The organism is Streptomyces sp. NPDC001927 (genome assembly GCF_053594455.1).
In genome coordinates this window covers 1-21,644 of record NZ_JBSFEN010000016.1, presented here as the reverse complement: position 1 = coordinate 21,644, position 21,644 = coordinate 1, and the positions used below count along the sequence as shown (strand labels likewise).

Here is a 21,644-nt window from a genome sequence, read left to right as displayed (position 1 = left end):
CACCAAGGAGCCGTCATGTCCCGCGCCCGTCACACCCTCCTCGTCCACGCCCACCCCCGCCCCGACTCGCTCACCGCCCAGTTCGCCGCGCTCGTCCACGACCGGCTGACGGGCGCGGGCTCCACCGTCGACGTACTCGACCTGTACGCCGAGGAGTTCGACCCGGTGCTGCGCCCGGCCGACGAACCGGACTGGGAGGACCGGGAGAAGACGTACACCCCGGAGGTCCACGCCCACATGGACCGCATCCTGGCCGCCGACGACCTCGTCGTCGTCTTCCCCGTCTGGTGGATGGCGCCGCCCGCCGTCCTGAAGGGCTGGATCGACCGGGTGTGGAACTACGGCTTCGCCTATGGCCGCAGCAAGCCGCGCCTGGCGGAGAAGCGGATGGTGTGGCTGGCGCTGATGGGCAACCCGCGGGAGGAGATCGAGAAGCTGGGCCTCGACACCGTCCTGGACACCCAACTGCGCGTCGGGGTCTCCGAGTACTGCGGGATCAGGGACACGTCGGTCCGGATCGTGTACGGCACCGAACTGTCCGGCGTACCGAAGGAGTTGCGCCCGGAGCGGGTGCGCGAGCTGCTCGCCGAGGCCGGCGCGGCCCTGGACGGAGGACTGGCGCGATGAGCACGCACACGATCGTCGAAGGGGCGGCGCCCGCCAAGGCCGGTGCCCGCCAGTGGCTCGGGCTCGCCGTTCTCCTTCTCCCCGTCACCCTGATGACGGCCGACCTCGGGGTGCTGTGGCTCGCCACCCCGTACCTGGCGGCCGATCTGCGGCCCAGCAGCGCCCAGTTGCTGTGGATCACCGACATCTACGGCTTCCTCACCGCCGCCACCCTCGTCATCATGGGCACGCTCGGCGACCGGCTCGGCAGACGGCGGCTGCTGATGGCGGGCTCGGCGGGGTTCCTGCTCGCCTCGCTGCTCGCCGCGTACGCCCCGAACGCGGGGACCCTGATCGCGGCCCGCGCTCTCCTCGGTGTGGCGGGGGCGGCCGTGCTGCCCTCGACGCTCGCGCTCATCAGCCACATGTTCGCGGACGCCCGGCAGCGGGCCACGGCGATCGCGATGTGGGTGACCGCGCTCTCCGTCGGCCTGGCGATCGGCCCGATCGTCGGCGGGGTGCTCCTCGCGTCCTGGTGGTGGGGGTCGGTGTTCCTGATCGGGCTCCCGGTCATGCTGATCGCCCTGGTCACGGCGCCGGTACTGCTCCCCGAGTACCGCGACCCGCGCCCCGGCCGGCTCGACCTGGCGAGCGTCGCGCTCTTCCTGCTCGCGGTGCTGCCGCTGGTGTACGGGGTGAAGTCGCTGGCCGCGCACGGCCCGACGGCCGAGGCGGGCGCGGCCTTCGCCGCCGGTGCCGCCTTCACGTTCCTCTTCGTCCGCCGGCAGAACCGGCTCGCCACCCCGCTGCTCGACCTCCGGCTCTTCCGCAGCCGGGCGTTCACCGGGGCGCTGCTCACGCTGCTGCTCGGGATGACCGCGCTCAACGGGGTGGAGTACCTGGTTCCGCAGTACCTCCAGGCGGTCGCGGGGCTCTCGCCGCTGGCGGCCGGGCTGTGGCTGCTGCCGGGCGCGGCGGGCCTGATCGCCGGCTCCCAGCTGACTCCGCCGCTCGCCCGCCGCTTCCGTCCGGCGTACGTGCTGGTCGGCGGGGTGCTGGTCTCCCTGACCGGGTACGCGGCCGTGGCCCTGGGCACCGGGGTGACCGTGGCCGCCCTGGGGCTCGCGGTGATCATGTTCGGGGCGGCCCCGATCAGCGTCCTCGGCACCACCCTGGCGGTGGGCGCGGCCCCGCCGGAGAAGGCGGGCGCGGCGGCGGCGACCGGCCAGACGGCGTACGACCTGGGTCTGGCCCTGGGGATCGCGGTGACCGGCAGCGTGGCGGTCGCGGTCTACCGCTCGGGCATCCCGTCGGACGCCCCGGCGGCGGCGCGCGAGTCGCTGGGCGCGGCGGGGGCGCTCGGCGACGAGGGGCTTCTGGCGACGGCCAGGGAGTCGTTCACGACGGCCCTCCAGTCGGCGTCGGCACTGAGCGCGGGGTTCGCCCTGCTGACGGCGGTGCTGGTGCTGGCCCTGCTGCGGGGTGTGCCGCGGATCAGCTCGGGCGAGTAGAAGCCCCGCACACACGACCCGGCCGCCGTGGCCCGCCTCCGCTCAGTCCACCCGGACCGTGCCGAGGCGGGCCACGGCGGCCGGGTCGCGGTGGTCGAAGAAGAGGGAGTGGCCGGTGTCGAGGCCGGCGAGGGCCGCCATCTGGTCGTCGGCGAGTTCGAAGTCGAAGACGGCGAAGTTCTCCGCCATGCGCTCGGCGCGGACCGACTTGGGGATCGTGACGACCCCGCGCTGGATCAGCCAGCGGAGGACCACCTGGGCCACGGACTTGCCGTGCTCGGCGCCGATCCGGCTGAGCAGGGGGTGGCTGAACAGGTCGTTCCGGCCCTCGGCGAACCCGCCCCAGGACTGGATCTGGACGCCGTGCTCGCGCATGAGCGCCTGGTCGGCGGCGCGCTGGAAGAAGGGGTGGGTCTCGATCTGGTTGACGGCGGGGGTGATCTCGTTGTTGAGGAGGAGGTCGAGGAGCCGGTCGGGGTAGAAGTTGGCCACGCCGATCGCCCGGGCCCGGTCCTCGCGGTTCGCCTTCTCCATGGCCCGCCACTGGCCGTACACGTCGCCGTAGGGCTGGTGCATCAGGTAGAGGTCGACCTGGTCGAGGCCGAGCCGGGACAGGGAGGCCTCGAAGGCGCGCTCGGCGTTCTCCTGCGCGGGCGCGTCCTGGATCCAGAGCTTGGTGGTGACGAACAGCTCCTCGCGCGGGATGCCGCTGGCGCGGATGGCGCGGCCGACGGCCTCCTCGTTGCCGTAGGCGGCGGCGGTGTCGAGCAGCCGGTAGCCGACGGCGAGGGCGTCGGTCACGGCCCGCTCGGTCTGCTCGGGCGGGATCTGGTAGACGCCGAAGCCGAGGATCGGCATCCGGACGCCGTTGTTCAGGGTGACGTACTCCATCGGGCTTCCGTTTCGGTGGTACGGGCGGTGGCCCGTGCGTGGTCCGGGCGGTCGGGCTCCCCAGCCACGTTCCCGCACCCCCACCGCCCCCGCACCCCGGCGGCCACCGCCCTCCGCGCTACGCCGGCCCGCCCAGGGCCTCCGGGTCGGCGGCGTCCAGGCGGGCGGCGAGGGCGTTGAGCTGGGTGCGCAGGGCGCCGATCTCCGCCAGGTCGAGGCCGGTCGCGGCGGCGATCCGCTTCGGCACGTCGAGGGCCTTCTCCCGCAGCGCGGTCCCGGCCTCCGTGGGGCGGGCGGTCACCGAGCGCTCGTCCTCCGGGCTGCGCCTGCGCTCGACGTAGCCGGCCGCCTCCAGCCGCTTGAGCAGCGGCGACAGCGTCCCGGAGTCGAGGCGCAGGTGCTCGCCGATGCGCTTGACCGGCAGCTCGTCGTGCTCCCAGAGCACCAGCATGACCAGGTACTGGGGGTAGGTGAGCCCGAGCTCCCTGAGCGCGGCGCGGTAGACGCCGTTGAAGGCGCGGGTCGCGGCGTGCAGCGAGAAGCAGATCTGGTGGTCGAGCCGCAGGAAGTCCTCGTGGCCCGTGTCGGGGGTGGTGTCGAGCGTCGCCATGGCTCCAGGGTACGGGACCGCACATCGCGAGCCATTGAGTTGTGCACAACTGAATTGCACGCTACGGTTTACCCCAGACGCCGACCGAGACCCCGGAACGGAAAACGAGGACCCCCATGAACGCGATCTACACCGCCGTCGCCACCGCCAACGGCCGCGAAGGCCGCGCCGTCAGCTCCGACGGCCACATCGACCTCCCCCTCGCCCACCCCCAGGCGCTCGGCGGCAACGGTCAGGGCACCAACCCCGAGCAGCTCTTCGCCGCCGGGTACGCGGCCTGCTTCGCCAGCGCGATGGCCCTCGTGGCCCGCCAGGAGAAGATCGACATCGCGGACGCCTCGATCACCGCCGAGGTCTCCATCGGCAAGGACGAGTCGGACGGCGGCTTCGGCCTCGCGGTCGTCATGCGCGCCGAGTTCCCCGACCACCTGCAGGGCGAGCCGGGCCACGCGCTCCTGGAGAAGACCCACGCGTTCTGCCCGTACTCCAAGGCCACCCGCGGCAACATCCAGGTCGAGCTCGTCGTCGAGTAGTCACGACCGCTCCCCCCGTACGGCCGAGGGCCCGTACGCGTCCCCCGACGCGTACGGGCCCTCGGCCGTTTTCCCTGATCCGGCCGGTGATCCGGTCGGCCGGTGCTCGGTCAGCCGAAGCGGCCCTCCACGTAGTCCGCCGTGCGCGGGTCGCGGGGGCTGCCGAACATGGCCTCCGTCGGTCCGTGCTCGACGATCATGCCGGGGGTGGCCTGCTCGGCCAGGAAGAAGGCGCACTGGTCGGAGACGCGGGCCGCCTGCTGCATGTTGTGCGTCACGATGACGATCGTGACCTCGTCCGCGAGGTCGCGGATGGTCTCCTCGACGCGGCGCGTCGAGGTCGGGTCGAGCGCCGAGCACGGCTCGTCCATCAGCAGGATGCGCGGCCGGACCGCGAGCGAGCGGGCGATGCACAGGCGCTGCTGCTGGCCGCCGGAGAGCGCGCCACCGGGCTGCCGCAGCCGGTCGCGGACCTCCTTCCACAGCCCTGCCTTGGTCAGGCACTCCTCGACCAGGCCGTCCCGGTCGGCCGCCGCGATCCGGGTGCCGGTCAGCTTCAGACCGGCGGTGACGTTGTCGTACACCGACATCGCGGGGAACGGGTTCGGCTTCTGGAAGACCATGCCGATCCGGTGCCTGGCCTCGGTGAGCCGGCGGCCGCGGGCGTAGATGTCGTCGCCGTCCAGGAGCACCTCGCCGGCCAGTTCGGCGCCGGGGATCAGCTCGTGCATCCGGTTCAGGATGCGCAGGAACGTCGACTTGCCGCAGCCCGAGGGGCCGATGAGCGCGGTGACCCGGCCCGCGGGCATGGTCAGGGAGACGCGGTTGAGGACCTTGTGGGTACCGAACCAGGCGGAGATGGAACGTGCGTCCAGGTGGGAGGCCACGACTGTCCTTACAGGAGGTTGGGAAGGAGGAGCGCCGCCTGGTCGCCCGCCGCGAGGGCGAGGGCGACCAGGACCGGGAAGCCGACCAGCCAGACGTGCGCGCGGGGCACCCGGGAGCGCGCCCAGACCAGGGCGGCGGCGGCGAGCAGGAGGGCCTGCGACCAGAGGATGAGCGGGAGCCACGACGAGGGCTGCCCGGCGAGCGGGAGTTCGTCGGCGGGGACCCGGCCGAAGCGGAAGGCGGGGGCCACGCCCGGCTGGGGCGCCGAGATCAGGTCGGCGTCGACCTGGACGACCCCGGTCGGCCGGTACGCGTCGCCGGTGGCGGTCATCAGCGTGAGCCGGCCCGTCCCGGGCTGCAGGGCGGGCGGCTGCGGGTCGCCCTCGCGCCGGACACCGCTCACCCGGTAGGTGTGGTCGCCCTGACCGGTGGTGACCTTGAAGGTCTCGCCCGGCTGGAGCCCGGCGAGGTACCGGAACGGACCCCCGTACCCCGCCTTGCGGCCCATGAGGATGCTGTTGCCGGCCTGCCCGGGCAGCACGGTGTCGCGCCGGTGCCCGGGGCCGGAGGCAAGCACCTCGGACGAGGTGCCCTCGCGGACGACCTCCTTCAGGCCGAGCTGCGGGATCGTCAGCAGGGCCATGGGCGTGCCGGGTTCGGTGGTCGCGCCGATGGGCGTGGTGGCGTTGGCGAGCGAGCCGCGGACCTCGGCGTAGCCGACGCGGCGGTCCCGCTCGTGCCGGAGGTGGCCGAGCGGGCCGACCTCGGCGACGAAGCCGAGGAGCAGCGCGCCGAGGATGGCCAGGGCGCCGCCGACGGCCCACAGCGGGCTGGTGCGGGGTGCGTGCCCGGCCCCGGCCCGGGCCGGGTAAGCACTCGGCTTCTCCGGCCCGGCGGGGGCGGGACGCACGTCCACCACGGTGGAGGTGGCTGTCATGGCGTGTGCTCCGTACGTCGGTTGTCTCGTCGGTCGTTACGTCGGTCGTCGCGCCGGTCGTCGCGTCAGTTGCTGCCGAAGGTGATCAGTCCGCGCTTGCGGGCCCATCGGACGGCGAGGGCGCCGGTGACCACGAGGAGGGCGCTGAGCAGACCGAGTACGACGGGGTCGGTGCCGGTGTCTGCGAGACCGCCACCGCCGTCGCCGCCGCCCGAGCCGCCGTTCGCGGAGGAACCGCCCGAGGACGCCGGCTCGGTCGTCGTCGGCGCCGCCGTGCTCGGCGGGATGCTCGTGGAGACGCCGACCGTGTCACCGCCGGTCTCCGTCGTCGTCGGCGAGCCGGTGTCGGTCGGGGTGGGCGTTCCCGTGGTCGACGGAGTGCCGGACGGGGTCCCGGAGGGCGTGCCCGACGGCGTGCCGGACGGCGTGCCCGTGGGGTTCGTGCCGCCCGGGTCGGTGTCCTGGTACACGGTGTTGGAGGTGAACCAGATGGACCCGGTGAACTCGCCGAAGGTCGCGGACCCGAACTCCTTGCGGCACACGATCGTCAGGTCGTACCGCCCCTCCAGGGTGGTGAACCCGGCCTCGTTGGCGTAGTCCCGCATCGTCATGGTCAGCGGCACGATGAAGCCGGCGCCGTTCGGGTCCTTCGGGTAGGCGGTGAGCGGCGAGTTGCCGACCAGGTTCTTGCCCTCGGCCGGGAAGCCCTTGCCGACCGCCTTCAGCAGGACGTTGGTGGCGGGCGCCGGGCAGGCGCCCGAGGTGGTCAGGTCGATGTTGGTGTCGTCGGCGCCCGTGGCCGGGTTGGCCTTCGCCGTGCCCAGCGGGGCGGCCGAGGCCGTCGGCACCGTGAGGACGCCGACACCGGCGAGGACCACCGCCGCGGCGGCGGCCGCACCGGCCGCGGTACGCCGGGTGAGGAGGCGGGTGAACTGCACGATGAGCTCCTTGTCGGGAGTGTCGGGGGTCTCGGGGGTGTTCTTCCGGGCCTGGTCCGCCCCGTCCTCAGCGCCGTCCGCCGCCCCGGGCCCGCCGGAGCGCCGGTCCGCACCCCGGTCCGTACGCCGACGGCGGCGCCGCCACAGGAAGCCCGCGACGAGGAGCAGCAGCAGGGCGAGGAACGTCCAGGGCACCGCCCAGACCGAGACGGTGTGCGTCAGCGAGGGCAGCCGGGGGTCGACGCCCTCGCGGGTCGCGACGGGCTGCACGGAGACGACGGCCGAGGCGTGCACGAGCGGCGCCACCCCGTCGGCCTCGGCGGTGACCGTCAGGGCGTTGCCGGGGAGCAGTTCGCCGAGGTCGCGGACGCCCTTGGCGGTGACCGAGGAGCCGAAGACGCCGTTGACGCGGACGGCCTGGCGGGCGCCGAGCCGGACGTTGCCGCTGTTGCGGACGGTGTACGTGACCGTGGCCGAGCCGGACCCGAAGGGGTTGAGGGTGCCGTGGTACTCGGCGCGGACGTTCTCCACGGTCAGCTCGGGCTTGATGGCCCCGGCGACCCGGAGGTAGACGCGGGCGCCGACGCGCTGGTCGAGCCGGACCTGGTTGCCCTTGGCGTCCTTGCCGGTGCCCGAGAGCGAGGCGACGATGCCTCCGGTGTGGTCGCCGGGAGTCACCTTGGCCGGCACGGTGAGGGTGAACGGGACGATGACGTGACTCTTGGGCTTCACCGTCACCTTGTTCGTCGCCAGCTTGATCCAACTGCCGGCGTCCGTCGGCTTCTTGTCGGCGGCGAGCAGGTCGAAGCCGCCGTCGACGGTGTTGACGGCGTCGCTCGCGTAGACGGCGAGGGTCAGCGGCTCGGAGCCGTAGTTCCAGAGCGCGATCTGGTCGCGGACGGCGGCGCCGCCGGTGACCCCGTACGAGAAGTGGGGCCGCTGGTCGGGCTTCTTGGGCCCGGCGGGCTGGACGCCGAAGACGGCCTTCTTGTCCTTGGGGCCTTCGGCGGCCGCGGCCGGACCGGCCGGCAGCAGCGCCAGGAGCAGGGCGAGGAACAGGAACACCCACAGGCCGAGGGCGCCGGCCGGTCGGAGGTGACGGTGAGCGGTCATGACGGTTCTCCAGAGGTCAGGGGCGGGGCGGAACCCCGGTCGCGCGGCGGGTGGTTCGGGTTGTGCGGCCGTGCGGCGCGGCTCCGCCCCGGAACTCACGCCTGGATCAGATGGCGGTGAGGGTGAGCGTGGCGGTGTACGTGCCGGCCGTCGTGGAGGTCGGGACGTTCAGGGCCAGGTCGGCGCCGATGTGCGCGGTGCCGAGACCGGTGCCGTTGGCGAGGGTGCGGGCGGCCTTCAGGCCGGCCGTGCCCGTGTCGCCGGGGGCCGCGCCGGACGCGGCCGGGACGGACGAGCCGGGGGTGACGGTCTGCGCGGGCGCCTTGTCGACGACCTTCGGGGACCAGCCGAGGTTCTGGCCGTTGATGGTGTGCGTGGCGCCGTCGGAGAAGTCGGCGACCTGACCGCTGACGGTCCAGCCCGGGTTGCCGGCGCGGGTGTCGGTCAGCGTCACCGGGCTGAGGGCACCGGCGGTGGTGAGCAGGTCACCGTCGTTGTTCAGGACCGGCGAGGGCAGCGTGACCTGCGGGTTGTCGACGCTGATGACGAGCGCGCCGGCGTTGACGGTGGTCGTGATGGTCTCCGAGGCGGTCACGCCGGCGAACGCGCCGATCGTGTACGGGATCGCGGCGGAGTCCGAGCCGGTGTACCGGGCCGGGTCGGCCGGGACGAAGACGGCGGTGAAGGAGTGCGGACCGGCCGGCAGGCTGGAGGTGGTCAGGACGGCGGTGCCGCCCACGACCGGGACCGTGCCGAGCGGGGTGGTGGTGCCACCGACGGTGTCGGTGAACTTGATCGAGCCCGCCGCGCCGGCCGGGGAGACCGTGCCGGTGAGGGTGACCGGGCTGTACTGCGGAGTGCTCGCCGCCGGGGAGACCGCGAGGGCCGTGGTGGTCTGCGTGGCCGCGGCCGGCGTCACCTGGTAGGAGACGGCCGTCGAGGTGGAGCCGTTGTACGAGGCGTTGGACGGCGTGAACACGGCGGTCAGCGCGTGCGTGCCGGCGGTGAGGTTGCTCGTGGTCAGCGCCGCGACGCCGCCGGTCACGGTGACCGGGGTACCGAGGTCGGCGGAGCCGTCCTTGAACTGCACGGTGCCGGGGGCGCCGGACGGCGTGACCGTGGCGGTCAGCGTGACGGCGGTGCCGACCTGCGCCGGGCCGCCCGGGGTGACCGCGAGCGAGGTGCTGGTGTCCGTCTTCACGGCCGGGTCGTTGGCCTGGTACGTCGTGTTGGACGTGAACCAGATGGCGCCGGTGAAGTCACCGAGGCTGGTGCCGTTGAACGCGGTCCGGCAGATGACGGTGAAGTCGTACTTGCCCTGGAGGGTGGTGAAGCCCGCCTGGGAGGCGTAGTCGCGCATGGTGGACGTCAGCGGGATGACCATGCCGCCGTTGCCCGCCGTGGGGTAGGTGGCGATCGGCGAGTTGCCGACCACGTTCAGGCCGCCGGCCGGGAAGCCGGAACCCTCCACCTTCACCAGGACGTTGGTGGCATTGGCCGGGCAGGCGCCCGAGGTGGTGAACGCGATGCCGCTGGTGTCCGCGCCGGTGGCGGGGGCGATGTCGAGGGTGCCGATCGGGGCGGCGTACGCCGCGCCCGCCGTCGCCAGGCCCGCCGCGAAGGCGGTCGTGACGGCGGCGACACCGAGGGCCAGGGCCCGGGAGAATCTGTTCTTCAGCACGTCAGGCTCCTGATCAGGGGGTCTGCTTGGTGGTGTCGCCACAGTTCGGGTTGGTCGCGAAGCCGTACGTGTTGATCACGGCGGGCTGCTTGCAGATGCCGGAGTTGGGGCCGACGAAGACGTCGCTCCACGGCGAGGTGCCGACCTTGCTGGTCGGGATGACGTTGTAGACGTCGCGCTTCACACCGAAGCCGCTGTTCAGGACCGTCGGCGACAGGCCGTCGACGGTGCCGAGGATGGCCCGGCCGCGCAGGTCCGCGATGGTCTGCGAGGACTGCGACTGGTACTGCGCGATGGAGAACGGCACGATCGACTTGTCGTCGAGGATGCGGCCGTCGTGCTCCTGGACCGGGGCGGTGCCCTTCTTGTCCTTGATGCAGGGGTAGACGCCCGCGACCACGTCGTTCTCGGTGATGCCCATCTGCGACTGCCAGAAGGAGCGCGTGCCGGAGCCGGCCTGCGGCAGGTAGACGGTCACGTCGTAGTTCGGCGAGGTGCCCACGTAGTCGGGGTCGCAGTGGTAGATGGCCTTGAGGTCCGTCAGCGTCAGCTTGCGCGGGAGCGACGAGCCGGGCGTGATGGCGTAGGAGACGCCGTCGATCGCGAACGGCACGTACGTCAGACCCGGGTTGGCCGCGCCCAGGCTCAGCGAGGAGGAGCGGGCGAAGTCGAGGCAGCCGTTTCCGGCCTGGAGCGAGGTCAGCAGCGCGGCACGGCCGGCGCTGGAGCCGTTGGGGCGCGCGAGGGTGCAGTTGGGCGTGGTCGCCGGGTTCTTCGTCGTGATGTTCGCGGAACCCGTGGCGTCGTACGAGCCGATGACCTTCTGCCCGTTGACCGTGACCACGTCGGCCAGGCCGTTCATGACGTCCTGGGTGGTGTCGGAGCCGACACCGGAGAGCGCGCGGTGCTGCGGGGGGCCGGCCGGGTCGGCGGAGGCGAGGCCACTGCCGACGGTGACCGCCGCGAGCGCCGCCGCGGCGAGCGCGAGGCCGGTCTTCTTCTTGTTCACTGGGGGTTCTCCTCAGCTAGGCTGCGCTCCGGGTGGTGCCCGGGGCGCGTGTGCAGGACTTCCGTTGGCGCGGACGAATCAGACGCTTTCGGGCATCACCTCCTCCATTGCGTGCGTGCGGCCGCCAGGAGACGCGGCAGGTATCTCGGCAGCAGCGGGCCCGCGAAGGCCGCGAGGGCGCCGACGATCAGGCAGATGAGCAGCGCGTTCCGGACGAAGCCGACGGCCCAGCCGGGGGTCGGCTCGCCGAGCGCGGCGGGCGTTGCCGGGGCGGGCTTCCCGGTGGTCGGCGGTACGGCGGCCTGGCTGGGGCCCGTGCTCGGGCCCGCCGTGGACTGCGTACCGCCCGCGGCCGCGCCGCCGGATCCCGTACCGTCCCCGCCGCCGGAGCCTCCGTTCGTACCGGTGGAGCCACCGGCTCCGCCGTCGCCGGACGCGCCGCCGTCGGCCGTGCCCGGCGGGGGCGTGGTCGTGGACGGGTTCTTGCCCGCCTGCGTGGTGACCTGGTGGGCGGCCTTGCGGGTCTGCGCGCGCAGGGCCTCGGGCAGCGGCGCGTAACCGTGCGGCAGGGTGCCGGAGGCGACGCCCGGGTTCTGGCCGGCGCCGGCCGCGTACGTCAGCAGGGTGCCGTAGTCACGGCCCTCGGCCGCCGTCAGGTCGGCGGGCACGGTGGCGGCGTAGGTGACGACGGTGAGCGGGTAGGCGGCCGGGTTCCTGGAGCCCGGGTCCGGCAGGGTCACCCCGTCGGTGCCGGCCTTGCGGGCGCCCACGGCGGCGGTCAGGGACGCCGTGTCGGGGGCGATGAACTTACCCGCCGCATTGAGGAGTTCGGCGCGCATCAGGCCGTAGCGGTCGGCGGTCGCGGTGTCGGTCACCGCGAGCACGGCGCGCTGACCGGCCGGCTGCGGCGGGTCCTTCTTGTACGCGGGCGGGGTGGCGGTCGGGTCCCAGGAGGTACGGGCCAGGGTGTCGCCGCGCCCGGCCGCGCGCGCGGCGGCGTGCATGTCGGTGGCGTACGGCTTCTTGTCCTGGATGCAGAGCGGGAAGTCGGGCCGGTCGTCGAAGGGCTGGCAGTACGGGTCGCTCTTGGGGAAGGTGTCGAGCGGCGTCGCCAGGTTCTTGTAGTGCGGGTTGACCGTCGTGCCGGCGTTCCCCGGGTTCCCGTGGGTGCCCTGGTTGTCGGGGGTTCCCTTCAGGAACTCGGCGGCGGCCGGGTCCTGGACCACCCACGCCCACAGCTGCCGGGTGGTGTCGGCGAGCGGCTGCGGGACGAGGGCGTCGCCGAGCTTGCCGCCGAAGTCCAGGTCGGCGTACTCCGGGTTGAGGCGGATGAACTCCGGGTCGCGGCCGAGGTTCTCGGGGTTCTTCGCGACGCTCTCGGCGAAGCGGGAGACGCCGTCGCGGTAGGACTCGGTGAGGAGCTTGGCGACCAGGCGCGGGGTCAGCCGCAGGGTGCCCATCCGGGCGCCGTTGCGCTGCTTGACCGCGTCGGGGGCCCGGAAGGCGGCCTGGCTCTCGATGAAGTAGCCGATGGTGATGCCGGAGACGGCGACCGGGGCGTAGACGGGCGCGCGGTGGTCCTCGCGCGGGGTGGTGATCTCGGCGTTGCGGCCGACGAAGACCAGGCCGGGCTTGCCCGAGAGCAGCTTGACGCGGGCGGTCTCGTCGGGGACCTGGGCGTAGCCGTAGATGGCCTTGGCGCCGGTCCGGCAGAGCGCGGGCTGCCAGCGGGTGACGGCCTCGGCGGCCATCTCGCTGCCGAGCGTGCCGCGTTCCTCGGCGCCGATCGGGCAGTGGCTGCCGATCGGCTCGAAGCCGAGCGGGACGGTGATGCGGTGCTTCCAGTTGGCCGGGGAGAGCGGCGAGGACTGCAACTGGCCGCTGGACTGGGCGGTGTACGCGCTGCCGTCGACCTCCTTCGTCCCGCGCGGCACGATCACCAGCCAGCAGCCGCGGCCGGTGACGGTGCCCGCCTTCTCGGTCGCGTCGCCGCAGCCGAGGCCGGGGGCCTCGACGCCGGTCTGCGCCTCGAAGTAGACCTCGCCCTCGCCCCGCGGGTTGGTGCGGGCGTACGGGACCTCGTTGGTGCTGTTGACGTCGAAGAACTCGTTCCAGTTGCCCGGGCTGACCTCGTCGCCGGTGACCGAGCGGAACGGCGCGTAGGAGATGCCGCTGGGGCTCGGCGGGGGCAGCGGCTGGTTCTCGGAGTCCTTCAGGTTCGCGCCGTAGTTCAGCTGCCGGCTGTTGGTGTACGCGCCGGCGGCCTGGTTGCCCGAGCCCGCGCCGAGCGCGGAGGAGCCGCCGAACTGGCACTGGTCGGTGCCGGGTCCGCGCTCGTCGCCCCAGCACTGCATGATCTGGAGGTAGTTGGCGGCGTACGCGGTGTCGGAGACGGTGGGCGCGCCACCGGTCCAGGTGATCTTGACGACCTGGTTGACGAGGTTGCGGGTCTGGCTGACGGTGATCTTCAGGTCGGCGAAGTCGCCCGTCCCGGAGACGGTCGTCCGCGAGTCGTCGCCGGTGGCGGCGTACGCGGGCGGCGCGGCCGGGTCGAGGCCGGTGCCGACGGTGGCGACGACGGGGACCAGGGCGAGGCAGAGGGTGCCAAGGAGGTGCCGCAGCCGGGACCGGGAGCCGGTCGCTCCGGTACGTACGGACGGACGGGTACGGGTCATCGGGACCCCTCCCCCGCGCGGCGGGCGGCCAGGCGCCGGTGCAGCAGCGGCGGGCCCACGGTGATGCCGAAGAAGAGCACGGCGCCCAGGACCATCAGCGCGGTCTGGAGCCCGCCGCCCAGGCCGGCGGCCGTGGTCACCGGCACGCCGTACAGATCGCCGCCTCCGCCGGAGCCGCCCGCGTCGCCCGCGGCGATCGGCTGGCCGGTGTCGGGGTCGAGCGCGCCCCCCGTGGCCGCGCCCGTGCCGCCGCCGGTGGCGGCTCCGCCCGCGGCCGCCGTACCGGCCGTCGCGCCGCCGGTCGCACCGCCGGTGGCTCCCCCGGTCGCGGCTCCGCCGCCGGAGGCCGTACCGCCCGAACCGCCGCCGTTCGTACCGCCGTTGGCGCCGCCGGAACCGCCCGAGCCGCCCGAGGAACCCCCGGTCTTGGTGGGGGTCTTGTTGCCGCCGGTGCCGGTGTCGCACTGCTTGGCGCCCTTGAGGTCACAGGCGGGCGGGTACGGCGCGGACTTGGCGAGGGTGTTGGTGCCGTCACTGGAGAACGTCGGGTTCTTGCACTTCTTGATGTCGATGCTCTCGGCGGCGACGCCGGGGATCCGGCGGACCTGTGTCAGGCCCGCCTGGACCAGGTTGATGGGCAGCGGCGAGTAGCCGAGCCGGTCCACCGACTGCTGTCCCTGGCAGAGGAAGTAGTACGCGAACGCGCCGAGGGACTTGCCCTTCTGCGGGTTGAAGTTCGACTCCAGGGCGGTCGGGACGATCATGTAGCTGTAGCTGGAGAGCGGGTACGTGCGCGGGTCGGTGCTGTTGTAGACCCCGTCGAGGCGCTGGGTGAGGTCGGCGTTGATGCCCGCCTTGGTCAGCGAGACCGCCACGTTCTGGGCGGTTGGCTCGGTGTAGTAGCCCTTCTCGTTGAGGATCTTGGCCACCGGGAAGCCGGTGGTGGAGACCGCGTACGAGTACTCGACGTAGGTGATCGTGCCCTGGTTGCCGTCCTGGGCGACGTAGCCGGAGACGCCGTTGGAGCCGGACTGGCCGACGAAGCCCTTGCCGCCGATCACGGGGAAGTTGGAGGTGGGGCCGCAGGGGGTGCGGCGGCCCGCCTTGCCGCAGTACGCGTCCCACAGGCCTGCGTGCTTCTTGCTCAGCCAGGTGGTCAGCTGGGCCGTCGTGCCCGAGCCGTCGGAGCGGACCACGGGGACGATCCGGCGGGCCGGCAGGGCGGCGGCGAGGCCCGGGTTGTCGGCCTTGATCGCCGGGTCGTTCCACATCGTGACGGTACCGGTGAAGATCTTGGCGACGTTCTCGCCGGAGAGCCGGAGGTTGGTGACCCGGCGGTTGCCGATCTTCAGGTTGTACATGAAGGCCGTGCCGCCCGCGACGATCGGCATGTAGCTGAACTTCCGCGAGGGCGGCGGGTCGGCGACGCCCGAGTCGTTGATGCCGTACGGGATCTCGGAGACGGCGAAGTCGACGGTGCCGTTGCGGAACTGGTTGCGCCCGTCGGAGGAGCCGGTGCCGTTGTAGTTGACCGTCATGCCGTACTGCTTGACGTTGGCCCGCCACTGGTCGAGGGCGTTCTGGCTCCAGGTGGAGCCCGCGCCGGAGACCGGTACGTAGCTCTCGGCGGCGGCGGGCGGCGCAACGGGCACCACGAGCGCGAGGGCGGTGACGAGCACGGCCAGGCTGCGTCGCAGCACGCGCGCGGGGAATGCCGGTGGGCGTCCGGACATCGAGGGTCTCCTGATCGGGGGTGGCGGGTCGTACGAGAGGGCGGCGAGCGGTCAGCCGGCCGGTGGCGGCGGGGAGTTCGGGGGCGGCGGGGACTGCGCGGGGAGCGCCACGGCGGCGGGCGCCGCCGGGCGGGTGCCCATGCGTTCCACGTCCTTCTGCGAGGCGGCCGCCCGGCGGCGCTGCTGACGGCGGCTGAGCTGGCCGGGGCCGCGGCCGCCGATGACGCGGGCGAGCAGGAAGAGCAGCAGGACCAGGGCCATCAGGAGCGCCGCGCAGCCGAAGCCTCGGATGATCATGGTCTTCTCGGGCGAGGCGACCAGGGTGAACGTGGCCAGCGGGAGCGAGGTCTGGGGCCCGTCGAAGGGGTTGAGGTTGAGGCCGGTCGCGGCGCCCGAGGTGAGCAGGACCGGGGAGGTCTCGCCGATGCCGCGCGCCGTGCCGAGGATGACGGCGGTGGTCAGACCCGAGCGGGCGGTGGGCAGGACCACCGTCCACACGGTGCGCCACTGCCCGGCGCCGAGCGCGTACGAGGCCTCCCGCAGCGAACCGGGCACGAGCCGGATGACCACGTCGGCGGCCCGGATGATGATCGGCAGCATCATCACCGAGAGCGCGAGCGAGGCGGCGAAGCCGGACTTGTCCAGGCCCAGGGCGAGGATCGCGGTGGCGTAGATGAACAGACCGGCCACGATCGACGGCAGGGCGGTCATCGCCTCGACGATGGTGCGGACGAACCGGGCGTACCGGCCGGGCACTTCGTTGAGGAAGACCGCGCAGGCGAGCCCCAGCGGCACGGTGATCAGCAGCGAGATGCCGATCTGCTGGAGCGTGCCGACGATGGCGTGCACCATGCCGCCGTCGGTGATCGGCTGGAGCGGTCCGGTGCCGGACATGTCCTCGGTGAAGAAGTTCAGGTGGCCGAGCGCCTCGTACCCGCGCCAGAGCGCGTAGCCGACGATGAAGAGCAGCGCCGCGAGCAGCAGCCCCGCGAGGGCGTGCACGAGGGTCTGGGCGAGCCGGGCGCGGACCGTCGCGCCGTTCTCGTCGAGGGAGACGAGGACGGCGTACAGCGCCATGAAGGCGAGGTACGTGACGACGGTGAAACCGAGCGGGGCGTTCCAGGGCAGCACCCGGTCGAAGACCACGGCGGTCAGGGCGACGGCGGCGGCGCCCGAGCCGATCAGGGCGAAGACGTCCCGGGCGTGCAGGGCGGAGGTGACCCGGCGGTTCTCGGTGGGCGCGCCGGGGCCGTGCGGGACGACGTCGGGCGTGACGGTGCCGGTCGCCTCGGGTTCGGCGGGGGGCGCGGGCGTGGTCAGGGTCATGCGTCGGCTCCCGTTCCGGACCGGCTGCGCGCGACCACGGAGGACGCGATGAAGTTGACGACGAGGGTCATCAGGAAGAGCGAGAGGCCGGCCGCCATGAGCGCGGACATCCCGAGCGGGCTGGCCGCTCCGTAGCGCAGGGCGATCAGCGCGGAGACGGAGTTGGCGCCGTTCTCCAGGATGTGCGGCTGGAAGAAGAAGACCGGCGAGATGATCATGACGACGGCGATGGTCTCGCCGAGCGCCCGGCCGAGCCCGAGCATGGTCCCGCCGATGATGCCGCCCTTGCCGAAGGGGAGGACGACGGTACGGATGACCCCCCACTGGCTCGCGCCGAGCGCGAAGGCGCCCTCGCGCTCGCCGGGCGGGGCCTGCGCGAACGCCTCCCGCATGACCGAGCAGGCGATCGGGGTGACCATCAGGGCCACGACGATCCCGGCGATGAAGGTGGAGGAGGTGTAGACGGTGGCGGGCGCGAGCGGGTCGCGCGGGTCGGCGCCGTCCACGGCGAAGATCGGGATCCAGCCGAAGTACGTGGAGATCCACCGGGCGAGCCCGGTGATGTGGGGCTGGAGGAAGAAGAACCCCCACAGGCCGTAGACCACGCTGGGCACGGCGGCCATCAGGTCGACGAGGCTGACCAGGGTCCGGCGCAGCCGGCGGGGCGCGTACTCGGTGATGTAGAGCGCGGTGCCGAGCGCGAGCGGCAGGGCGAAGGTGATCGCGGTGGTGCCGATGAGCACGGTGCCGGGCAGGACGGCCGCGATGCCGAAGCGGTGGGAGTCGGGCTCCCAGGCCGAGGTGGTCACGAACGACCAGCCGGCGTCGCCGAGGGCCTGGGCGGCGCGGACGCTCAGGAAGACGCCGACCAAGGTCATGGTGACCAGGACGACGGCTCCGGCGCCGCGCGCGCCGCCGCGGAAGACCCGGTCGGCGGGGTCGCCGGCCTTGGACCGGGGGCGCGGGGCGTCCGTGTCCGGGGCGACGGCGGGGGTGACGGTGCTCACGAGGCGGTCCCCCGGACGGCGTCGGGCAGCCGGAGGCCGCGCAGTCGACGGGTGTAGGTGACGCCGGCGGCGAGCTGGCCCTCGGCGGCGGCGGTGAGGAAGAGCTGCAGGCTGTGGCGGCACTCGCGCTGGCGCCTGAAGGTGCGGGCGGCGACGGCGACGCACCGGTCGTCCAGGGCGAGTTGCCAGCTCCAGACGCCGGTGGTGGCGCCCATGGAGACGAGGGGGACCGCGCGGTCGAGTCCGTCGCGCAGCCGCCGGACGGCCGCGCTGCAGGCGGTGTGCCCGCCGTGGAGGTCGGGGCCGCGCCCGAGTTCGTGGTTGTTGGCCCCGACGAGCCGCCAGCTCACGGCCTCCGCGCCGACATCGCCGGGCGTCCACTCGTGCGGTGCCTGACGTCTCTCGACGTCCACCCATGAGACAAACAGAAACCGTGGCCGAGACACCGCACCCGCCCCCTTCGCCCTGACCCCACGCGTGGCCGACAATCGACTACGCGTTCATAGCTGCGCGCATGACAATCACGGCGCTGGGCGCTGGTGGCTACACGGACCGGTGAAGCAGAGACGGAGAAAACATGAACGAGGGGTAGAAGTCCTCGGGAGGTGTCGACCGGTTCCGGAGCCACTCGGTCCGCTCTTGTACGACGCTGGGGGAGTTGCGGCATTCGACGGCGCGCACGGAACCCGACCGGCCAAGGGGCGACTTCAGGCCATGGGGCCGATTAGCGGTATCGCGGGGCGCGCGCCCTTTTTTCCTGCACGAGATGCGGCCGCGCGTCAAGAGGCGTGATCCACCCGGGCTTCGGCGCGAAGATCGCCCGGTCCGGCCGCATGGGGTGGTTTGTCGGGAACTTCGGCCCCCTCCGGACGGCCACGTTAAAGTCTGATTTCCGGCCGAAAAAATGCGGTGGGCGCGGCGCCATGCAGCGGGATCGTATAGCCATGAACAAAATCACCGGCACCTCGTGGCCGATCTCCGCACCTCGACCTGGCGCAACCACCCCGGTGGACGCCTCAACAGGCCGCCACGGGCGAATGTGACGCGTCTCACGGAATCCTCCCCGCCGCTCGATATTCCGGCCCCGTGGCCGTGATCCGCCAGGCACGATGGACTCCCTTGTATTCAGCGGCCAATCGGAGCCTGAACCTCCGCCGTGGGCGTTGGTTGCCGTGCTGGGGAGACCGGGTTTTACTGGGCAGAGCTCGCCAGCGGAAGATCCGTACGACTCGTCTGGCGCACCCCTTCTCCGATACAGCTGAATACGAAGCGGAGTCGAAAGAATGCCTCCAAGAACAGCGTCGGTCGTTCTGGACGAGCTCACTCCCCCGCCCCATCCCCACCTCATATGCGAGCGTGAGGAACAGTTATCGGTCATGCGGCGCCTCCTCGGGGAAGCCATGGGAGGGAACAGCCGGATCGCCGTCGTGAGCGGCGCGGCCGGACACGGGAAGACCGAACTCCTCGCCGCCCTCGCCGAGGAGGCCCGGCGCGCGGGTGCGGTGCACCTCTCCGCGACCGCCTCCCGCATGGAGCGGTACGTGCCCTTCGGCGTCCTCGCCCAGCTGTTCCGTGGCGTGGAACTGCCGCCCGCCGCGGCCGGTCACGTGGCTCATCTGCTCGACCGGGCCCTGAGCGCCGACGCCGCCACCGTGCAGGACTCCGTCGCCATCCCGCCGCGCCTCTTCCACCAGATGGGCACGGCCCTGCACGACCTCGTCAAGTACGTCGAGCGGCCGCTGCTCATCAGCGTCGACGACGTCGAGTACGCGGACACCCCGTCCCTGCTGTGCCTGTCCTCCCTCACCCGCCGGCTGCGCGCGACGCCGCTCCTGCTCGTCCTCAACGAACTCCCCTCACCCCGCCGTTCCAGCACCCTGCTACGCGCGGAGCTTCCCCCGGAGCCGGTCTGCCACCGCGTGCGGCTGCCGCCCCTCTCCCTCGGCGGGGTGCGCGAGCTGCTCGCGGCGCGCCTCGGGCCGAGCGCGGCCCAGGCCCTCGACACGGAGTGCCTCGCCGCCACCGGCGGCAACCCGTTCCTCGTCCGCGGCCTGGTCGAGGACACCATCGCGGCGGCGACCGAGTGGCCGGCCGCCCCGGTGCTGTCCGCCGGCACCCTCTTCGAACAGGCCGTCCTCGGCTGCCTCTACCGCTGCGCCACCTCCGTACGGACGATCGCGCGGATCATGGCCGTCCTGCACGACCCGCGGTACGTCCCGCTCCTCGTCCAGCTCCCGGGCACGCACCCGCAGTCCCTGAACCTGGCGCTCAGCACGCTGGAGGAGACCGGCCTCCTCGCGGACGGCGCCTGGCGCCACCCCGACGCGCGCACCGCCGTGCTGCACGACATGACCCCCGAGGCGCGGGCCGAGCTGCACACCCGGATCGGGACGCTGCTCTTCAAGAACGGCGCTCCGGTGACCGCCGTCGCCCACCACCTCGTCGCCGCGAGCCAGATCGACAACGACTGCGCCGCGGCCGTGCTGCTCGAGGCCGCGCAGGAGGGCCTGTCGACGGGCGACACCACGCTCGCGACCGACTGCCTCTCCGTCGCCTACCGGTACGACCGCAGCAAGGAACACTTCACGGCCACGACGGCGATGCTCTTCCGCACCGAGTGGCGGTCCGACCCGCGGACCGCCGCCCGCCGGCTGCCGTCCCTCCTGGAGGCCGCCCGCTGCGGCCTGTTGACGGGGCGTCATGTGTCGGCGCCGGTGGACGCGCTGCTCTGGTTCGGCCGCCCGAACACGGCCCTGGAGATCCTGGAGCAGATGGAGCGGCACGCCCGGCTGCGCCAGGACGCGGAGGCCTCGGCCACCCTGCGGCGGTGCCGGACCACCCTCGCTCTGATGTATCCGGCCACGGCGGAGGAGGGCGACACGGCGGCGGCCGGCGAGTCGTACGTCCCCCTGGCCGCCACCCGGGGCCAGACGCTGGTCGAGCTGGAGCGGGTGCTGCGGGACGGCCCCGGGCCGCTCTCCGCCCTGTGCGCGGAACAGGCCCTGGTCAGCCACCAGTTGGACGACGACACGCTGATCCCCCTCGTGCTCGCGGTCAGCACGCTGATCGTCAACGGGTCCTACGACGCGGCCGAGCAGTGGATCGACTCGCTCGCCGCCGCAGCCCGGAGCCGGTCCGCGCCGGTCTGGCGGGCGCTCTTCGAGAGCCTGCGGGCGAAGCTGGCCCTGCACCGGGGCGAACCGGCCGAGGCCGCGCGGCTGGCCGAACGGGCGCTCGCCGAGACCCCGGCCGCCAGTTGGGGCGTCCACATCGGGCTGCCGCTGACGGTCACCCTGGAGGCGTACACCGTCCTGGGCTCGCCCGAACGGGCCCTCGCCCAGCTCCAGGTGGTGCCGCCCGAGGGCATCTTCCAGACCCTGCTCGGGGTCTGCTACCTCCGTGCCCGCGGCAACGCGCTGCTCGCGAGCGGCCAGTCGCAGGCGGCCCTGGACGACTTCGCCGCCGTGGGCGAACTGGCCACGCGCTGGCAGATGGACGTCCCGGCCCTGCTGCCCTGGCGCACCGACGCGGCCCGGGCCCACCTGGCCCGCGGCGAGATCACGCGCGCCCGGGAACTGGCCACCGAGCAGTCGGTCCTGGTGGGTCCCGGGCACCACGAGGCGCGCTCCCTGACCCTGCGGACGCTCGCGGCGACCGCGCCGCCGCAGGAGCGGATGAACCTCCTGGGGCAGGCCCTGGAGGCCGCGCAGAAGTGCGGCAACCCGCTGGAACTCGCGTACACGTTCAACGCGCTGAGCCGGTGCCACCTCGACACCGGGCAGTACAGCAAGGGCCGGATGGCGCTGCGCCGGGCCCGCCAGCTCGCCGAGCAGTCCGGCGTGCCGCTACCGGCCAGGACACCGCCGGAAGCGGCCCGAAGACCTCAGGAGCTCGCCGCCTCGGGAACGGGCGGCGAGACACTGGTCGGTGTGCTGAGCGACGCGGAGATGCGGGTGGTGGCCCTGGCCGTCCGCGGCCACAGCAACCGCCAGATCGCGGCCAAGCTCTTCGTCACCGTCAGCACCGTCGAGCAGCACCTCACCCGGGTGTACCGGAAGCTCGGGATCAAGCGGCGCAGCGACCTCGCCCTCCGACGAAGAGCTCCCGCGGGTCCACATGGACCGACGGATAGCGCTTGGCGAGCGTCGGCGCGTACATCCAGTGTGTGGTGGCCGGGCGGCCGTCG

The 21,644-nt window shown here is 72.9% G+C and carries 15 protein-coding genes and 1 pseudogene; 4 read left to right on the top strand and 12 right to left on the bottom strand.

Annotated elements, in window-relative coordinates; genetic code table 11:
• Positions 1-15 precede the first annotated feature (15 nt).
• Together ACWCO8_RS34785 and ACWCO8_RS34780 are read left to right on the top strand one after the other, a co-directional pair.
• Complete coding sequence (locus ACWCO8_RS34785; protein WP_451035551.1) at positions 16-627, top strand: NAD(P)H oxidoreductase; 612 nt, start codon at positions 16-18, stop codon at positions 625-627.
• The gene (locus tag ACWCO8_RS34780; RefSeq protein WP_451035550.1) at positions 624-2,117 is read left to right on the top strand and encodes an MFS transporter; all 1,494 of its coding nucleotides are present in this window, start codon (positions 624-626) and stop codon (positions 2,115-2,117) included. The genes ACWCO8_RS34785 and ACWCO8_RS34780 overlap by 4 nt, the downstream gene beginning before the upstream one ends.
• 42 nt (positions 2,118-2,159) lie before the next feature.
• On the opposite strand, the gene ACWCO8_RS34775 is transcribed toward ACWCO8_RS34780, so the two are convergent.
• Positions 2,160-3,008, bottom strand: a complete 849-nt coding sequence (locus tag ACWCO8_RS34775; protein WP_451035549.1) for an aldo/keto reductase — start codon at positions 3,006-3,008, stop codon at positions 2,160-2,162.
• Positions 3,009-3,126: 118 nt separating this feature from the next.
• A complete protein-coding gene (locus tag ACWCO8_RS34770) occupies positions 3,127-3,618 on the bottom strand; it encodes a MarR family winged helix-turn-helix transcriptional regulator (protein WP_451035548.1) in 492 nt (163 codons plus the stop codon).
• 116 nt (positions 3,619-3,734) lie between these two features.
• On the opposite strand from ACWCO8_RS34770, the gene ACWCO8_RS34765 reads away from it, so the two are divergent.
• Entirely contained in the window at positions 3,735-4,151 is a 417-nt protein-coding gene (locus tag ACWCO8_RS34765; protein ID WP_362015100.1) for an organic hydroperoxide resistance protein, read from the top strand.
• A 110-nt stretch (positions 4,152-4,261) separates the two neighbouring features.
• Here the strand turns inward: ACWCO8_RS34765 and ACWCO8_RS34760 are convergent, their stop codons facing one another.
• The 10 genes from ACWCO8_RS34760 to ACWCO8_RS34715 all read right to left on the bottom strand — a co-directional run bounded on the left by ACWCO8_RS34760 (position 4,262) and on the right by ACWCO8_RS34715 (position 17,871).
• Positions 4,262-5,038, bottom strand: coding sequence for a phosphate ABC transporter ATP-binding protein (locus ACWCO8_RS34760; RefSeq protein ID WP_451035547.1), 777 nt, complete (start codon positions 5,036-5,038; stop codon positions 4,262-4,264).
• An 8-nt stretch (positions 5,039-5,046) separates the two neighbouring features.
• Positions 5,047-5,976, bottom strand: a complete 930-nt coding sequence (locus tag ACWCO8_RS34755) for a sortase domain-containing protein (RefSeq protein ID WP_451035546.1) — start codon at positions 5,974-5,976, stop codon at positions 5,047-5,049.
• Between the two features lie 65 nt (positions 5,977-6,041).
• Entirely contained in the window at positions 6,042-8,027 is a 1,986-nt protein-coding gene (locus tag ACWCO8_RS34750) for a WxL protein peptidoglycan domain-containing protein (protein WP_451035545.1), read from the bottom strand.
• 106 nt (positions 8,028-8,133) lie between these two features.
• Positions 8,134-9,708 (bottom strand): Ig-like domain-containing protein, encoded by a 1,575-nt coding sequence (locus ACWCO8_RS34745; protein ID WP_362015092.1) that lies wholly within the window; start codon positions 9,706-9,708, stop codon positions 8,134-8,136.
• Positions 9,709-9,721: 13 nt separating this feature from the next.
• Positions 9,722-10,717: a hypothetical protein gene (locus tag ACWCO8_RS34740; RefSeq protein WP_451035544.1), complete on the bottom strand. Its 996-nt coding sequence runs from the start codon at positions 10,715-10,717 to the stop codon at positions 9,722-9,724.
• Positions 10,718-10,812: 95 nt separating this feature from the next.
• Entirely contained in the window at positions 10,813-13,392 is a 2,580-nt protein-coding gene (locus ACWCO8_RS34735; protein ID WP_451035543.1) for a hypothetical protein, read from the bottom strand.
• Positions 13,389-15,125, bottom strand: coding sequence for a phosphate ABC transporter substrate-binding protein PstS (gene pstS / locus ACWCO8_RS34730; RefSeq protein WP_451035542.1), 1,737 nt, complete (start codon positions 15,123-15,125; stop codon positions 13,389-13,391). The genes ACWCO8_RS34735 and pstS overlap by 4 nt, the downstream gene beginning before the upstream one ends.
• A 51-nt stretch (positions 15,126-15,176) precedes the next feature.
• Positions 15,177-16,451, bottom strand: a complete 1,275-nt coding sequence (gene pstA / locus ACWCO8_RS34725) for a phosphate ABC transporter permease PstA (RefSeq protein WP_451035541.1) — start codon at positions 16,449-16,451, stop codon at positions 15,177-15,179.
• A complete protein-coding gene (gene pstC / locus ACWCO8_RS34720) occupies positions 16,448-17,458 on the bottom strand; it encodes a phosphate ABC transporter permease subunit PstC (RefSeq protein ID WP_362015077.1) in 1,011 nt (336 codons plus the stop codon). The genes pstA and pstC overlap by 4 nt, the downstream gene beginning before the upstream one ends.
• On the bottom strand, positions 17,455-17,871 hold the full coding sequence (locus ACWCO8_RS34715; RefSeq protein WP_451035540.1) for a hypothetical protein: 417 nt from the start codon (positions 17,869-17,871) through the stop codon (positions 17,455-17,457). The genes pstC and ACWCO8_RS34715 overlap by 4 nt, the downstream gene beginning before the upstream one ends.
• Before the next feature lie 870 nt (positions 17,872-18,741).
• Here ACWCO8_RS34715 and ACWCO8_RS34710 point away from each other — a divergent pair.
• A pseudogene (locus ACWCO8_RS34710) lies at positions 18,742-21,486 on the top strand (AAA family ATPase); the annotation flags it as partial.
• Positions 21,487-21,644: the final 158 nt, after the last annotated feature.

Coding starts and splice junctions, on each gene's coding strand:
- ACWCO8_RS34770 (WP_451035548.1), bottom strand. CDS start 3,618: ATGGCGACGCTCGACACCACCCCCGACACGGGCCACGAGGACTTCCTG.
- ACWCO8_RS34735 (WP_451035543.1), bottom strand. CDS start 13,392: ATGACCCGTACCCGTCCGTCCGTACGTACCGGAGCGACCGGCTCCCGG.
- ACWCO8_RS34750 (WP_451035545.1), bottom strand. CDS start 8,027: ATGACCGCTCACCGTCACCTCCGACCGGCCGGCGCCCTCGGCCTGTGG.
- pstS (WP_451035542.1), bottom strand. CDS start 15,125: ATGTCCGGACGCCCACCGGCATTCCCCGCGCGCGTGCTGCGACGCAGC.
- pstA (WP_451035541.1), bottom strand. CDS start 16,451: ATGACCCTGACCACGCCCGCGCCCCCCGCCGAACCCGAGGCGACCGGC.
- ACWCO8_RS34765 (WP_362015100.1), top strand. CDS start 3,735: ATGAACGCGATCTACACCGCCGTCGCCACCGCCAACGGCCGCGAAGGC.
- ACWCO8_RS34755 (WP_451035546.1), bottom strand. CDS start 5,976: ATGACAGCCACCTCCACCGTGGTGGACGTGCGTCCCGCCCCCGCCGGG.
- ACWCO8_RS34775 (WP_451035549.1), bottom strand. CDS start 3,008: ATGGAGTACGTCACCCTGAACAACGGCGTCCGGATGCCGATCCTCGGC.
- ACWCO8_RS34785 (WP_451035551.1), top strand. CDS start 16: ATGTCCCGCGCCCGTCACACCCTCCTCGTCCACGCCCACCCCCGCCCC.
- ACWCO8_RS34780 (WP_451035550.1), top strand. CDS start 624: ATGAGCACGCACACGATCGTCGAAGGGGCGGCGCCCGCCAAGGCCGGT.